Origin of the sequence: Pseudomonas putida (genome assembly GCF_003228315.1) — a bacterium.
In the GTDB taxonomy this organism is placed as follows: Bacteria; Pseudomonadota; Gammaproteobacteria; order Pseudomonadales; family Pseudomonadaceae; genus Aquipseudomonas; species Aquipseudomonas putida_S.
In genome coordinates this window covers 2,197,972-2,212,003 of sequence record NZ_CP029693.1, presented here as the reverse complement: position 1 = coordinate 2,212,003, position 14,032 = coordinate 2,197,972, and the positions used below count along the sequence as shown (strand labels likewise).

The following is a 14,032-nucleotide window of genomic DNA, read 5'->3' as shown; positions in this document are numbered from 1 at the left end:
CAGGCTCGCTCCTACATTGGATCCCGTGTTGCCTGCTTATTCCAACCGCGCCAACCGCTCCTCCAGCGCCGCAATCCGCGCCTCCAGCTCTTCAATCCGCTCCAGCGAAACACCACCGCCACCACTGCGCTCCACCGGATTGTGCCGCGCGGCGAGAATCGCTTCGATATCCGCCGGATCGCCCAGGGCGTGGGTATAGCGGTCTTCACGCTGGCCCGCCTGACGCGGAATCAGCACCGCCAGGCCTCGGGCGATCAAGCGTTCCAGCTGATGCACCACCTGTTCGGTGTCTTCAAATTCATGCATGCGCCCGCTGCGCGTCAGCAGTTCATTGACCGTCTGCGGGCCGCGCAAAAACATCAACCCGGTCAGGATCACCTGGGCCGGCACCAGTTCCAGCGCCTTGTCGACCTTGTGCTCCCAGCGGTCGGCGCGGCTGCCCATCACCAGCTTGGCGAAACCGCGTCCCTCAAGGGCGCGCAGGCTCTGGCCGACTTGGCCCGGGGTCAGGTTCATCACCGGTTCCCGGCTGGTTTTCTGGTTGCAGGCAATCACCAGCGCATTGAGCGTCAGTGGATAGGTTTCCGGACTGGTGGCCTGTTTTTCGATCAACGAACCCAGAATGCGGATTTCGGTGCTGTTCAGGCGCGGTTCGTCGATGGTCGTTTCTTGCTCGGTGCTCATGGTTCTGCGTCCTTAGCGGATTCAGGATTTTCGCTGTCGTGGGTGCACTTTAGATTGGCGCGCGGCAATGGCAATACAAATCGTTGCATTACGTGACCGTTTGCGCTGCAAACCTGAACGAAGCCTGAACGAATTGTTAACAAATTTTTAACATTTGGCCGGGCACCGTATGCGGCGGGCTGCGCTCGGCAGCTTTTCATCACGGGATGCCGCATGTCTTGCGCATCGGACAACGTCACCGACTTTATTTTTGGGATACGAGGCAAGGCATGGGGCTGACGTTGTTTTTGGCCCGGCACGTTGTGCTGGACGAGGTGCAGGGAGCATGACTGTTCTGGTCACCGGCGCTGCCGGTTTCATCGGTTTTCACGTGGCCCGGCGGTTGTGCCGGGACGGCCACGACGTGGTCGGGATCGATAACCTCAACGATTACTACGACGTAACGCTCAAGCAGGCGCGGCTCAAGGAACTCGAGTCCTTGCCGGGTTTTCGCTTCGCAAAAATCGATCTTGTCGACAAGCAGGCGTTGCTGGAGTTATTCCGCGAGCATCGGTTCAGCGAAGTGGTGCACCTGGCCGCCCAGGCCGGCGTGCGTTACTCGTTGGACAACCCCGATGTTTATGCACAATCGAACCTGGTGGGTTTCCTCAATGTGCTGGAAGCCTGCCGTCATCATCGTCCCGAGCACCTGATCTACGCTTCCAGCAGTTCGGTTTATGGCAGCAACAGCAAACTGCCGTTCAGTGTCGAAGACCCCGTCGAACACCCGGTTTCGCTGTACGCGGCCACCAAGCGCGCCAATGAGCTGCTGGCCGACAGTTACTGCCATCTGTACGGCCTCAAGGCTAGCGGCCTGCGTTTCTTCACCGTCTATGGCCCTTGGGGCCGGCCGGACATGGCGCTGTTCAAGTTCACCGAGGGCATCCTCAAGGGCTTGCCCATCGACGTCTACAATCAGGGCCAGATGGCGCGGGACTTTACCTACATCGACGACATCGTCGAAGGCATCGCCCGTCTGCGCACCCGTCCACCTGTACCGGACACCCCGGCAGAGGGAGTCCATCGCCTGTTCAACATCGGGCGTGGCGAGCCGGTGGCGTTGCTGGAATTCGTCGAGTGCCTGGAGTCGGCACTCGATACACAAGCTGTGCGCAATTACATGCCGCTGCAGGCCGGCGATGTGGTCAGGACCTGGGCCGACGTCTCGGCATTGGCGCAGTGGATCGATTTTCGCCCGCAAGTGACGCTGCAAACCGGCGTGGCAGAGTTCGTGAAGTGGTATCGGCAGTTTTATCAGCGATGAAACGCCCACCTCTGACAACAAAAATTCAAGAAAACGAGAGAACCCCTTGAACCAGGACATTTTTGTATCGGTACTGATTCCGGCCAAGAACGAAGCGAACAACCTCAAGCCTTTGCTGGAGGAAATTCGCCTGGCCCTGACCGATGAAGCCTATGAAATCATCGTGGTCGACGATGGCAGCACCGATGCGACCCTGCAGGAACTGCGGCAGATCAGAAACAACGGCCTGAGTACCTTGCGCATCCTGCACCACGAGCGTTCGCTGGGGCAGAGCACCTCGCTGTACCACGCCGCGCAGGAGGCTCGCGGGCAATGGCTGGCGACCCTCGACGGCGACGGCCAGAACGATCCGGCGGACATCCCCGGCATGCTGGCGCTGGTGCGCAGCGATCGGGCCAATGCCGACGTGCAGCTGGTGGCCGGGCACCGGGTCAACCGCCAGGACACCGCGAGCAAGCGCTGGGCCTCGCGGTTCGCCAACAACCTGCGTAGCCGCCTGCTCAAGGACGCCACCCCGGACACCGGTTGCGGCCTGAAGCTGATCGAGCGCGCGGCGTTTCTGCGCCTGCCGTACTTCGACCACATGCATCGCTACATCCCGGCGCTGATCCAGCGCCACAACGGCCGCATGATCGTCCATCCGGTCAACCACCGAGCGCGTACCGCCGGGGTCTCCAAGTACGGCAACCTCGACCGCGCCCTGGTGGGCATTCTCGACCTGATGGGCGTCTGGTGGCTGATCAAGCGCACGCGCCTGAACACCACGGCACAGGAGATCGAAGGATGAGCATGACCCGTGAAGCCCTCTGGCTGATGGTCGGATTTCTCGGCCAGATCGCCTTTACCGGGCGTTTCGTCCTGCAGTGGCTGTACAGCGAATACAAAAAGCGCAGCGTGATTCCCACCAATTTCTGGTACCTGAGCATCGTCGGCAGCACCTTGCTGCTGGCGTACGCGATCTATCGTGAGGACCCGGTGTTCATCGCCGGCCAGGCCTTTGGCTCGATCGTGTATTTGCGCAACCTGCAATTGATTGCCAAAAGCAAAAAGCTCAAGGAATAGGCCATGCGTCGATCACTCTCGCCCGGCATCGAATGCCTGGGCCTGGCTTTGCTCGCCTTGCTGTTGGTCGGTGCGGGCCTGGGGCTGCGTCAGGCACAGAACGTCGATGAGGAACGTTTCCTTGGCGTCGCCCTGGAAATGCTGCATCACGGCTCCTGGCTGATTCCCCATCGCGCCGGGGAAATCTACGGCGACAAGCCGCCGATCTTCATGTGGACGGTGGCGTTTTTCGCCTGGCTCACCGGCAAGCCCAACCTGGCCCTGTACCTGCCGGGCATGATTTCGGCGGCGACGGTCACGGCCGTGGTCTATGACCTGGGGCGGCGCCTGTGGACCCAGCGCATCGGGCGCATCGCCGCGCTGCTGTTTCTGGCGACCTACCAGACCTACAGCATCCTGCGCACCGGGCAGATCGACAGTTTCCTGATCCTGTTCACCAGCGTGGGCCTGTACGGCCTGGCGCGGCACTTGCTGATTGGGCCGGCGTGGCGCTGGTTCTATGTCGGCTGCGCGGCCATGGGCATCGGCGTGATCACCAAGGGTGTGGGCTTTCTGCCGGCGTTGCTGCTGATCCCGTATGCCTATGCCGTGCGCAAGGGCTGGTCGGGGGTGGTGGCAATGCCCGGCCAGGTGCGTAAGTGGTGGCTCGGTTTGCTGGTGATGCTGGCTGGTATTGCGATCTGGCTGTTGCCGCTGGCCCTGTCCATCGTGCTCAACGGTGGCGCCGACGAAATCGCCTACGCCCGGGAAATCCTCCTGCGCCAGACCGCCGGGCGCTACGCCGCGTCCTGGGATCACCGTGAACCGTTCTGGTACTTCTTCACCAACGTCATTCCGCAGTACTGGCTGCCGCTGGTGCTGGCTCTGCCATGGCTGGTGCCAGCCTGGCGCCGCCAGCTGAAAAAGCGCGATGGCCGCGTGCTGGTGCTGCTCGGTTGGGTAGCGCTGGTGGTGCTGTTTTTCTGCATCAGTGCCGGCAAACGCAAGTTGTACATCTACCCGGCGCTGCCAGGGCTGGTACTGGCTGCCGCGCCGCTGATCCCGTGGCTGTTGCGGCGCTGGTTCAAGCAGCGCCCGCGCCTGCGGCGAGTGTTTCCGGCGCTGGTGGCGGGCTGGTTCGTGCTTTGGTTCGCCCGTGGCTTCATCGAACCGGTCAGTGACGGTGCCAATCCCCATGAAGCAATCATGGACCAGGCCAACACCCTGACCCACGGCGCCGACCTGGTGCTGGTCAACTGGCGCGAGGGCCACTGGCTTTTCGCCCGCCAGCCGATCGTGCATTTCGGCATGGCCGACTCCACGGTGGAGCAGGCGGCGCAATGGCTGCGCGACAACCCCAAGGCCTATGCGCTGGTCCCGGACGAATTGCTCGGTCAGTGCTTCAAGCCCGAGGCCGCCCATGAACTGGGGGAAACATCCCGCGCCGAGTGGTCCATCGTCGGCGTCGACGCCGATAACGGCCAGTGCCATCCAGGCCAGCCAGCCCACGTCTATCGCTTCGATTGGGACCGGAAAAAAGCATGAGCAAAGCAAGGAAAGCGGTATTACTCACTGTCGTTATTGCCGTGGTACTGATGTTCGCCACGGGCGCCCGGTTTGTGGTGCACAAGCAGCTGTACGGGCACTTGCACAACAAGTGGGTCGGCAATAAGGCTCCTGACAAGAACATCTGGCTGCCGGACTACAGGCCCGTCATCCAGGCCAAGCCCCTTGAGGGCATCACCAACCTGTCGGGCATCGCCTACGATTTCGACAAGGATCGCCTGCTGGGGATTACCAATGGCGGTCCCATGGCGATTCTGGTGATGAACCGCGACGGTGATCTGCTCGACCGCTACCCGCTGATCGGTTTCGAAGACACTGAAGGTATCGCCTACATCGGTGGTGGACGGGTGGTGATTGCCGACGAGCGATTGCAGCAACTGGACATCGTCACCTTGCCGGACACCCCGGGGCCGATTCATGTGGAGCAGGCGCAGTTCGTCGCCATCGGCGTGAACCTCAGCAATAACAACAAAGGCTTCGAGGGCGTGACCTACGACGCGGCCAATGATCGGGTGTTCGCCATCAAGGAGCGCGACCCACGCCAGTTGTACTCGGTCACCGGCATGCTGTCTTCGATCGGCGGCCCGCTGCAGATCCGCATCCAGGACCTGACGTCCTGGATCGATCATAGTGTCTACAGCCGCGACCTGTCCGAGGGCTATTACGATCCGAAGACCGGCCATCTTTTGATCCTCAGCGATGAGTCCGCCAACATCACCGAACTCGATGAGCAGGGGAATTTCGTCAGCATTCTTTCCTTGCGCCACGAGGCCGGTGATCTTAAAAAGTCCGTGCCGCAGGGCGAGGGGATGACCATGGACAGCGACGGCGAGCTGTATGTCGTCAGCGAGCCCAACCTGTTCTATCGGTTCAGCAAATCGAAAAACACCCAAGTCGCACAAGTGGAGAAACCCTGATGAGGTGGAGCCCGAGTCAATTGTCGACCCGCACGATCACGTTGCTCGCTGTCTTCGCCATTGCCCTGCTGTTTTTCTGGGGGCTGGGCAGCGTGCCGTTCCTCAGTGTCAACGAGGCACGCCGGGCGGTCACGGTGCGCGAGATGCATGAAGCGGGCAGTTGGTTGCTGCCCTACATGAACGGCGATTTGTACCTGTCCAAACCGCCGTTTTTCTATTGGGCCGGTCTCGTCTCGACGGCCGTGGTGGGCAGCCTGTCCGAATGGAGCATGCGCTTGCCGTCGGCGCTGGCGGCGGCCTTGTGCTGCGTTGTCACTTATCAGTGGGGTGTGCGGCAGGCGGGGCGTCAGGCCGGTTTGTTCGCCGTGGTGTTCCTGGCAGCCAACGGTGGGTTCAGCCTGTTCGCCCGTCGTTCGGAAATCGAGATGCTGCTGACCCTGCTGTGCTTCGGTGCGCTGCTGGCGGCCTGGCGGTTCATTTTCCAGGAAGGCGGGCGTGTCTGGAGTCGGCTCAGCTACGCGCTCATCGGTTGCGCACTGCTGACCAAAGGCCCGGTCTGCCTGCTGTGGGTCACCGCGCCGGTGCTGCTCTACGCGCTGATTTATCGGGATGCGCGGGCCAAGGCTTATCTGTGTGACGGCTGGGGCTGGCTGATCGCCCTGGCGCTGGGCAGTTCCTGGTACGTCGCGGTGTCGTTGAACCAGGGCTGGGGGATCTGGGCCTCGATCATCAACGAAGACATTGTGAAAAAGATCGACGGTCAGGGCGCCGAGCCCTGGTACGCCTATCTGTTGTACCTGGCCGGTGACTTCTTTCCGTTCTGGCTGATCGCGTTTGTCCAGCCGCGCCGGTTCTGGGCCATGATCCGCGCGCGCCGCGAGGCCGCCATGCTGCTGTGTTGCAGCCTGCTGCCATTGCTGGTGTTTTCCCTGTTCACCGAAAAACACGGCAAGTACCTGCTGCCGATTTACCCGTCCATGGCGTTGCTGCTGGCCATGCACTGGTCGGCGCTGCTCGATGACATGAAGGGTCGCTGGCGCACTGTCCTGACCGTCGTGCCTTGCGTGATGCTTGCCGGGTTCGTGGTGTTCTACATGTTCGTCGAAGCGCGGGTGCTGTCGCACCGTGTGGATGGGCTGGAGCAGGTCGCCACGCTGGCCAACGGGCAGCCGGGCCAGAAGGCCTACACGGTCGGCGAGCCGGACATCCGCCTGGTCTATTACATGGGCCGGCCGGTGTCAGCCCTGACCGATGCGCAGTTGCAAGCCGGCTCCCGCCCGACAGGCCTGCTGTTCGTGCAGGAACCCCTCGACCCGCCACTGCAAGGCCTGGACGCGTGCAAGGTCGGGCAAATCAGCCCGTACCTCAAGCCCGGTCGTTCAGCATTGCTGGTGCACATGGGCGATGCGTGCCGCTAAGCGGTTGCACATCGCCCGTTCGGACTAGGCAAGGCTAACGATTCTGCCGCCTTCCACCGGCGCCAAACTTCATGCTCAAAGGGGTGCTGCGCCACGCGCGCCCCGCCAAACGAGCAGAAGGCGCCGCGATGGAGTTTGCATTCAGCGACGAACAGGAAATGATCCGCGCATCGGCCGAGGGCTTCCTCGCCGATGTCTCGGACTCGGCCGCCGTGCGCGCGGCCATGGTCAGTGAGCGGGGTTTCGATGAAGCCCTCTGGCAGCGGCTGTGCCAGGACATGTACTGGCCGGCGATCCATATCCCCGAAGCCTACGGCGGTCTCGGCCTGGGTTTTGTCGAACTGGCGATCCTGCTGGAACAGATGGGCCGGCGCTTGCTGTGCTCGCCATTCTTTGCCACCGCCTGCATGGCCACCCCGGCGTTGTTGCTGGCTGGCACCGAGCAACAGAAACAACGCTGGTTGCCACAGATTGCCGACGGCAGCCTGACCGCGACCCTGGCCTTCAGCAGTGCCAACGGCTGGGCCGCCGAGGATGTGCAGGCCACCGTGGTCGCCGAGGGGGAAGGCTTTATCCTCGACGGCACCCTCAAGCATGTCCTCGATGGTCACGGCGCCGACCTCTTGATCATTGCCGCGCGCACCCCGGGCACCACCGGCGAGGTGGGAATCAGCCTGTTCGCCGTGGACGCGCACCTTGCCGGCATCGAGCGTCAGCTATTGCCGACCATGGACCAGACCCGGCGTCAGGCACGGATTCAGCTCAAGGGTCTGTACCTCGACGCCGGCTGCCTGTTGGGCGAATTTAGCGCCGGCTGGCCGTTGCTGGAAAAAGTCCTGCAACTGGCCTGCATCGGCCTTGCCGCCGAGCAGACCGGCGGCGCGCAACAGGTGCTCGACCTCAGCGTGGCCTACATGCAGGAACGCCAGCAGTTCGGCCGTCCCATCGCCAGTTTCCAGGCCCTCAAACACCGCGCCGCCGACATGATGCTGCAAGTCGAATGCGCGCGTTCGGCCAGCTATTACGCAGCGTGCGTTGCTCAGGAAGCCCTCGATCCTTCAGGTGATGCGCAGGTCGCCGCAGAGCTGCCGCTGGCGGCGGCGCTGGCCAAGGCGCAGTGCTCGGAGAGCTATTTTTCCTGCGCCGCCGAATCGATCCAGTTGCACGGCGGCGTCGGTTTCACCTGGGAATACGACCCGCACCTCTACTTCAAGCGCGCCCGCGCCAGCGAAAGCTTCCTCGGGCTACCGGCCTGGCATCGCGAGCGCATTGCCGCATTGATTCTCGGGGAGCAGCCATGAAAATCAGTTTCAGCGAACAGGACGAGCGCTTCCGCCAGGAAGTCGCCGACTGGATGAGCACCAACCTCTGTGGCGAATTCGAGCCCCTGCGTTTTCGCGGCGGCCCTGGCGACGAGCACATGTTTCCCGAGGAGCGCAAAGCCTGGGAACGCAAACTCGCCGAGGGCGGCTTCACCTGCGTCGGCTGGGCGCCGGAGCACGGCGGGCGCGGCCTGTCGATCACCCGCCAGGTGATTTTCCACGAAGAGTACGCCCGCGCCGGCGGCCCCGGTCGCATGGGGCACATCGGTGAAGGCTTGGCCGGCCCGACCATCGCCGCGTTCGGTACGCCCGAGCAGCAACAGCGCTTTTTGCCGGGAATCGTCAGCGGTACAGAGTTCTGGTGCCAGGGTTATTCCGAGCCGGGTGCCGGTTCCGATCTGGCCAACGTCAAGACCCGTGCCGCGCTGGATGAAGCGACCGGACAGTGGGTGATCAACGGCCAGAAAGTCTGGACCTCCCTGGCCCACGAGTCGGACTGGTGCTTTGTCATCGCCCGCACCGAGCCGGGCAGCGTCGGCCATCGTGGCCTGTCGTTCCTGCTGGTGCCGATGGCCCAGGCTGAAATCACCGTGCGCCCCATCGAGCAACTGACTGGCACCTCGGAGTTCAACGAAGTGTTCTTCGACGACGCCCGCACCGACGCTGCCAACATCATCGGCGCGCCGGGCGACGGCTGGAAGATCGCCATGGCGTTGCTCGGTTTCGAACGCGGCGTGTCGACCCTCGGCCAGCAGATGCAGTTTCAGAACGAGCTGAACGAAATCATCGCCATCGCCAAGTCCAACGGTGCGGATCGCGACCCGATCCTGCGTCAGCGCCTGGCCGAAGCCTGGAGCGGGCTGCGGATCATGCGCTACAACTCGCTGCGCATGCTCTCGGGCAGCCAGGACGGCTCGCTGCGCAAGGAGGCGACCATCTACAAGTTGTTCTGGTCCACCTGGCACGCCAGCCTGGGCAAGTTGGCGATGGACGTGCTCGGCGCCGAAGCCGAATTGCTCGAAGCCGCGCCTTACCAACTGACCCGTTTGCAGTCGCTGTACCTGTTCAGCCGCGCCGACACCCTCTACGGCGGCAGCAACGAAATCCAGCGCAACATCATCGCCGAACGCGCCTTGGGCATGCCCAAGGAACCGCGTGCGCGCGCCTGAAAGGAGTAAGTCATGTCTGTACCTCAATATGTTGAAGGGCGCGGCCTGCTGCGCGGCAAGTCAGTGCTGATCACTGCGGCGGCGGGCGCCGGGATCGGTTTTTCCGCCGCCGTGCGCGCCGCCGAAGAAGGTTGCCGCGCGCTGATGATCAGCGATATCCACGAAGGCCGGTTGGCCGAAGCGGTGCTGAAAATCCGCCAGAGCACCGGGCTTGAGCAGGTGTTTGGCCAGGTGTGCAACGTCACCGACGAAGCCCAGGTGCAGCAACTGATCGCCAGCGCCGAGCGCGACCTGCAAGGCGTCGACGTGCTGATCAACAACGCCGGCCTGGGTGGCTCGCGGCTGTTGGTGGAGATGTCCGACGAAGAATGGAACCGCGTCCTCGACGTGACACTCACCGGCACCATGCGCATGACCCGCGCCATGCTGCCGAAGATGATGGAGCGCCGCGCCGGGGTCATCGTCAACAACGCCTCGGTACTGGGCTGGCGCGCGCAGAAAGAGCAGGCGCACTACGCCGCCGCCAAGGCCGGGGTCATGGCGCTGACCCGTTGCGCGGCAGTCGAAGCCGCCGAGCATGGCATCCGCATCAACGCGGTCAGCCCGAGCATTGCCCTGCACGATTTCCTGCGCAAATCCGCGCCTCAGGCGGTACTCGACCAACTGGCGGCCAACGAGGCCTTCGGCCGTGCCGCCGAGGTCTGGGAAGTGGCCAACGTGATGATGTTCCTGGCCAGTGACTACAGCTCCTACATGACCGGCGAAGTGTTGTCGGTGTCCAGTCAGAGGGCTTGAACATGGCACGTATTTTCGAGACGCCGATGGCCCTGTTCGATGCGGTCGGCGAGGCGCTTGGGGTCAGCGAGTGGCTGTTGGTGGATCAGGGGCGGATCGATCTGTTTGCCGACGCCACCGGCGATCATCAGTGGATTCACGTCGATCCGGTCAAGGCGGCCAGCGGGCCGTTTGGCACCTGCATTGCCCACGGCTACCTGAGTCTGTCGCTGGTCAATCTGTTTTTGCCGCAGATCGTCGAAGTCCGTGGTTTGGCCATGGGCGTCAATTACGGTTGCGAGCGAGTGCGCTTTCCTGCCGTGGTCCGTGTTGGTTCGCGGGTGCGAGGCAGTGCGCAATTGGTCGCGGTCGAGGAAGTGAAAGGCGGCGTGCAGGCGACCATCCGCGTCAGCGTCGAGATCGAAGGCGAGGAGCGTCCCGGCTGCGTGGTCGACACCATCAGCCGCTATTACCCGGCTTGAGCCCCCTACAGAACACTCAAGGAATTCAGCATGAAAGAAGCCGTCATCGTTTCCACCGCTCGCACGCCCATCGGCAAGGCTTTTCGCGGTGCGTTCAACGACACCGAAGCGCCGCAACTGGGTGGTCACGTAGTGCGTGAAGCCGTGCGCCGGGCCGGTATCGAACCGGGTGAAGTGGACGATGTGATCATCGGTGCCGCGGCCCAGCAGGGCACCCAGTCCTACAACCTGGGGCGGCTGTGCGCGATTGCCGGTGGCTTGCCCACTTCCGTGGCTGGAATGGCGGTGGAGCGCCAGTGCTCGTCGGGCCTGATGAGCATCGCCATGGCCGCCAAGGGCATCATGTGCGACGAAATCGACATCGCCGTGGCCGGTGGCCTGGAGTCGATTTCCCTGGTGCAGAACAAGCACAAGAACCTGTTCCGCAACCAGTCGAGTTCGGTGATCGACCTGGACCCGCGTGCGTACATCCCGATGATCGAAACCGCCGAGATCGTCTCCGAGCGCTACGGTATTTCCCGCGAGGCACTGGACGAGTACAGCTACCAGAGCCAGCTGCGCACGGCCCAGGCCCAGAGCGCCGGGCGCTTCGACCGCGAGCTGGCGGCGCTGACCAGTCGTCAGGCGATCGTCGACAAGGCCACCGGTGAAACCCGTTATGAACTGGTGACTTTGCAGCGTGACGAGTGCAACCGCGTCGATACCACGCTGGAAAGCTTGAGCGCTCTGGAGCCGGTATGGCCGGGCGGCCAGTGGAGCGACAAGGGCCGCTTCATCACTGCCGGCAACGCTTCGCAGCTGTCGGACGGCGCATCGGCCTCGGTGTTGATGAGCGCGAAGATGGCCGAGAAGCGTGGCCTGGAACCCTTGGGTATCTATCGCGGCATGGCGGTCGCCGGCTGTAACTCCGACGAGATGGGCATCGGTCCGGTGTACGCCATCCCGAAATTACTCAAGCGCCATGGCCTGACCATGGAGCACATCGGCCTGTGGGAGCTGAACGAGGCCTTCGCCTGCCAGGTGCTGTATTGCCGCGACACCCTGGGCATTCCTGCCGAGCGCCTGAACGTCAATGGCGGGGCGATTGCCATCGGTCATCCGTTCGGCATGTCCGGGGCGCGCATGGTCGGTCACGCGTTGATCGAAGGCCAGCGTCGCGGTGTGCGCTACGTGGTGGTGAGCATGTGCATCGGCGGCGGCATGGGCGCGGCTGCACTGTTCGAGGTGGTCTGAATGATCGGCGCAGAACAGATCCAGGCGACCATGGCGCGCTATGTGGAATTGGTGGATGCCGGTGATATCGACGGCATCCTCGCGTTGTATGCCGAGGACGCCACCGTCGAAGACCCGGTGGGCCAGGCGCCCTTGCAAGGGATTGACGCCATCGAGCGTTTCTACCGTCAGGGGCTGGGCGCGATGAAAGTCTCGGCGACCCGCACAGGCCCCGTTCGCGCCACCGCCAACGGCTGCGGCGCGATGCCGTTCCGGGTCGACATGGAGTGGGGCGGGCAGCCGTGTTCGCTGCATGTGATTGATGTGATGGAGTTTGATGGCACTGGCAGGATCCGTTCGATGAAGGCCTATTGGAGCGAGGTCAACATCGGCCCTCGCGCCTGACCTGATCGTTCCCACGCTCCGCGTGGGAATGCCTCAACGGACGCTCCGCGTTCGGCTTTTGATTTGGGACGCAGAGCGTCCCGGGCTGCATTCCCACGCAGAGCGTGGGAACGATCGACTGTAGGAGCGAGCCTGCTCGCGATGGTCTAAAGAACGCCGCGGTTATCCTGAATCCCCGCGTTATCGTTAACGACCATCGCGAGCAGGCTCGCTCCTACAGGGTTGCGGTGGGTTTGAAATCTGCGTTCTGGGTTTGACCCGTTTCGTAGTAAGCCTTGAGATTCTCGGCAATCTCCCGCACCACCTTGTCGAACGCCTTGCCCAGCATTCTCTCCATCAGCCTGCCACCGCGCAGGCTGTAGTGCATTTGCAGGGTGATGCGCGTTGCGTTGCCTTCCGGTTGTAGCCCGTAGCTGAAACTCGCCTTGCGAAACGGAAAGGGCGAATCACTGCCGCCCTTGTGCAACCGCAACTCGAACCCCACGCCTTCGCGCCACTGCACCACGCTTTCATCCAGGTACTGACCGCCCTTGCGCAATACCCGGCGGCTGGCGCCGAGGCCTTGTTGCGGGCCGGGATGGAACTGGCAACCGGTCAGCCCCGGCACATAGTGCGGGGCCAGGCTCAGGTCGCTCAGCTTCGCCCATGCGGCGTGTGGTGCGAGGTCAAGCAAGACGCTGTGACTGGCAATCGCGGGCATGTCGGTTCTCCTGTTATGAGTGGGTTTGCGCGGCATCGAGAAACGCAGGTCGTTCGCCGCCACCATGCACGGCAATGTCCGCGCCGCTGACATAACGCGCCAACGACGAGGCCAGGTACAGGCAGGTGTCGCCGATGTCCTCGGGATTGGCCAGGCGTTGCAAGGGGATGGTCGCGGCCACCCGCGCAATGCCTTCCCCGTCGCCATAATGCATGGACGCCTGCTCGGTGAGAATCAGCCCGGCAGTCACCGCATTGACCCGCACCTTCGGTGCCCATTCCACCGCCAGCGAGGTGGTCAGGTTGAGCAACCCGGCCTTGGCCGCGCCATAGGCCGCGGTGCCGGGAGAAGGGCGGGTGGCGCTGACGCTGCAGATGTTGATGATTGCGCCGCCGTCGGTTTGGGCCTGCATCACCCGGTTGGCCTGCTGGCAGAGGTTGAGCGGGGCGATCAGGTTCAGGCGGATGATCGATTCGCTGAAACGCGGCGAGACGGTGGCGGCCTCGGCATTCGGCGAGCCGCCGGCATTGTTGACCAGTACATCGAGGCGGCCGAAGCGTTCGACGATGCTGTCGATCAAGCGCCCGGACTGCTCGATATCCCGCAGGTCGCAAGGCACGAACAGCGCCTCTCGTTCGCCGCTGGCGGGCAGCGAAGCCGGGGCTTCGCGACCGCAGATCACCACCTCGGCGCCCCGGTCCAGAAAGCATTGGCTGATCCCGCGACCCACCCCTTTGCCACCACCGGTGACCAGTACCACTTTGCCGCGAAAGTCCATCGGATCAAGCATGGGAAAGCCTCGTTGTATCGCTCGGAAATGCCGTCGATGCTAGGTCTGCGGCACCCGCCGGCCAACGTCCGTTGAGACTAGGAGTCGTGGCCAGCCCCCCCACACACTGTAGGAGCGAGCCTGCTCGCGATGGACTCAAGAACCCCACGGGGTGTCAGGCAACCAGCGTCATCGTTAACGACCATCGCGAGCAGGCTCGCTCCTACAGTGTTTTTGATCGTTTGCAGGTTTCGCGTACATCCACAGGGG

The 14,032-nt window shown here is 63.1% G+C and carries 15 protein-coding genes; 12 read left to right on the top strand and 3 right to left on the bottom strand.

Annotation, left to right across the window (positions count from 1 at the left end):
• Window positions 1-36 precede the first annotated feature (36 nt).
• The gene (locus DKY63_RS10075; protein WP_110963944.1) at window positions 37-684 is read right to left on the bottom strand and encodes a YceH family protein; all 648 of its coding nucleotides are present in this window, start codon (window positions 682-684) and stop codon (window positions 37-39) included.
• 325 nt (window positions 685-1,009) lie between these two features.
• On the opposite strand from DKY63_RS10075, the gene DKY63_RS10070 reads away from it, so the two are divergent.
• The 12 genes from DKY63_RS10070 to DKY63_RS10015 all read left to right on the top strand — a co-directional run bounded on the left by DKY63_RS10070 (window position 1,010) and on the right by DKY63_RS10015 (window position 12,293).
• On the top strand, window positions 1,010-1,987 hold the full coding sequence (locus tag DKY63_RS10070; RefSeq protein ID WP_110963943.1) for an SDR family NAD(P)-dependent oxidoreductase: 978 nt from the start codon (window positions 1,010-1,012) through the stop codon (window positions 1,985-1,987).
• A 46-nt stretch (window positions 1,988-2,033) separates the two neighbouring features.
• A complete protein-coding gene (locus DKY63_RS10065) occupies window positions 2,034-2,774 on the top strand; it encodes a glycosyltransferase family 2 protein (RefSeq protein ID WP_110963942.1) in 741 nt (246 codons plus the stop codon).
• The gene (locus tag DKY63_RS10060; protein WP_110963941.1) at window positions 2,771-3,049 is read left to right on the top strand and encodes a lipid-A-disaccharide synthase N-terminal domain-containing protein; all 279 of its coding nucleotides are present in this window, start codon (window positions 2,771-2,773) and stop codon (window positions 3,047-3,049) included. Before DKY63_RS10065 ends, DKY63_RS10060 begins: the two co-directional genes overlap by 4 nt.
• A gap of 3 nt (window positions 3,050-3,052) precedes the next feature.
• A complete protein-coding gene (locus DKY63_RS10055) occupies window positions 3,053-4,573 on the top strand; it encodes an ArnT family glycosyltransferase (protein WP_110963940.1) in 1,521 nt (506 codons plus the stop codon).
• Window positions 4,570-5,511, top strand: a complete 942-nt coding sequence (locus DKY63_RS10050) for an SdiA-regulated domain-containing protein (protein ID WP_110963939.1) — start codon at window positions 4,570-4,572, stop codon at window positions 5,509-5,511. Before DKY63_RS10055 ends, DKY63_RS10050 begins: the two co-directional genes overlap by 4 nt.
• Window positions 5,511-6,929: an ArnT family glycosyltransferase gene (locus tag DKY63_RS10045; RefSeq protein WP_110963938.1), complete on the top strand. Its 1,419-nt coding sequence runs from the start codon at window positions 5,511-5,513 to the stop codon at window positions 6,927-6,929. The genes DKY63_RS10050 and DKY63_RS10045 overlap by 1 nt, the downstream gene beginning before the upstream one ends.
• A 128-nt stretch (window positions 6,930-7,057) precedes the next feature.
• On the top strand, window positions 7,058-8,230 hold the full coding sequence (locus DKY63_RS10040) for an acyl-CoA dehydrogenase family protein (protein ID WP_110967898.1): 1,173 nt from the start codon (window positions 7,058-7,060) through the stop codon (window positions 8,228-8,230).
• Complete coding sequence (locus DKY63_RS10035; protein ID WP_110963937.1) at window positions 8,227-9,420, top strand: acyl-CoA dehydrogenase family protein; 1,194 nt, start codon at window positions 8,227-8,229, stop codon at window positions 9,418-9,420. The genes DKY63_RS10040 and DKY63_RS10035 overlap by 4 nt, the downstream gene beginning before the upstream one ends.
• 12 nt (window positions 9,421-9,432) lie before the next feature.
• Window positions 9,433-10,215: an SDR family oxidoreductase gene (locus DKY63_RS10030; RefSeq protein WP_110963936.1), complete on the top strand. Its 783-nt coding sequence runs from the start codon at window positions 9,433-9,435 to the stop codon at window positions 10,213-10,215.
• 2 nt (window positions 10,216-10,217) lie between these two features.
• A complete protein-coding gene (locus tag DKY63_RS10025; RefSeq protein ID WP_110963935.1) occupies window positions 10,218-10,676 on the top strand; it encodes a MaoC family dehydratase in 459 nt (152 codons plus the stop codon).
• A gap of 30 nt (window positions 10,677-10,706) precedes the next feature.
• The gene (locus DKY63_RS10020) at window positions 10,707-11,909 is read left to right on the top strand and encodes an acetyl-CoA C-acyltransferase (RefSeq protein ID WP_110963934.1); all 1,203 of its coding nucleotides are present in this window, start codon (window positions 10,707-10,709) and stop codon (window positions 11,907-11,909) included.
• A complete protein-coding gene (locus DKY63_RS10015) occupies window positions 11,910-12,293 on the top strand; it encodes a steroid Delta-isomerase (protein ID WP_110963933.1) in 384 nt (127 codons plus the stop codon). It begins immediately after the preceding gene.
• 214 nt (window positions 12,294-12,507) lie between these two features.
• Here DKY63_RS10015 and DKY63_RS10005 read toward each other — a convergent pair whose 3' ends face one another.
• On the bottom strand, window positions 12,508-12,993 hold the full coding sequence (locus tag DKY63_RS10005) for an SRPBCC family protein (RefSeq protein WP_110963932.1): 486 nt from the start codon (window positions 12,991-12,993) through the stop codon (window positions 12,508-12,510).
• A 13-nt stretch (window positions 12,994-13,006) separates the two neighbouring features.
• A complete protein-coding gene (locus DKY63_RS10000) occupies window positions 13,007-13,783 on the bottom strand; it encodes an SDR family oxidoreductase (RefSeq protein ID WP_110963931.1) in 777 nt (258 codons plus the stop codon).
• Window positions 13,784-14,032 lie beyond the last annotated feature (249 nt).

What these genes read in the sequence shown, in the direction of transcription:
- DKY63_RS10075 (WP_110963944.1), bottom strand. Translation starts at nt 684, where the DNA reads ATGAGCACCGAGCAAGAAACGACCATCGACGAACCGCGCCTGAACAGC.
- DKY63_RS10070 (WP_110963943.1), top strand. Translation starts at nt 1,010, where the DNA reads ATGACTGTTCTGGTCACCGGCGCTGCCGGTTTCATCGGTTTTCACGTG.
- DKY63_RS10060 (WP_110963941.1), top strand. Translation starts at nt 2,771, where the DNA reads ATGAGCATGACCCGTGAAGCCCTCTGGCTGATGGTCGGATTTCTCGGC.
- DKY63_RS10055 (WP_110963940.1), top strand. Translation starts at nt 3,053, where the DNA reads ATGCGTCGATCACTCTCGCCCGGCATCGAATGCCTGGGCCTGGCTTTG.
- DKY63_RS10050 (WP_110963939.1), top strand. Translation starts at nt 4,570, where the DNA reads ATGAGCAAAGCAAGGAAAGCGGTATTACTCACTGTCGTTATTGCCGTG.
- DKY63_RS10045 (WP_110963938.1), top strand. Translation starts at nt 5,511, where the DNA reads ATGAGGTGGAGCCCGAGTCAATTGTCGACCCGCACGATCACGTTGCTC.
- DKY63_RS10040 (WP_110967898.1), top strand. Translation starts at nt 7,058, where the DNA reads ATGGAGTTTGCATTCAGCGACGAACAGGAAATGATCCGCGCATCGGCC.
- DKY63_RS10035 (WP_110963937.1), top strand. Translation starts at nt 8,227, where the DNA reads ATGAAAATCAGTTTCAGCGAACAGGACGAGCGCTTCCGCCAGGAAGTC.
- DKY63_RS10030 (WP_110963936.1), top strand. Translation starts at nt 9,433, where the DNA reads ATGTCTGTACCTCAATATGTTGAAGGGCGCGGCCTGCTGCGCGGCAAG.
- DKY63_RS10025 (WP_110963935.1), top strand. Translation starts at nt 10,218, where the DNA reads ATGGCACGTATTTTCGAGACGCCGATGGCCCTGTTCGATGCGGTCGGC.
- DKY63_RS10020 (WP_110963934.1), top strand. Translation starts at nt 10,707, where the DNA reads ATGAAAGAAGCCGTCATCGTTTCCACCGCTCGCACGCCCATCGGCAAG.
- DKY63_RS10015 (WP_110963933.1), top strand. Translation starts at nt 11,910, where the DNA reads ATGATCGGCGCAGAACAGATCCAGGCGACCATGGCGCGCTATGTGGAA.
- DKY63_RS10005 (WP_110963932.1), bottom strand. Translation starts at nt 12,993, where the DNA reads ATGCCCGCGATTGCCAGTCACAGCGTCTTGCTTGACCTCGCACCACAC.
- DKY63_RS10000 (WP_110963931.1), bottom strand. Translation starts at nt 13,783, where the DNA reads ATGCTTGATCCGATGGACTTTCGCGGCAAAGTGGTACTGGTCACCGGT.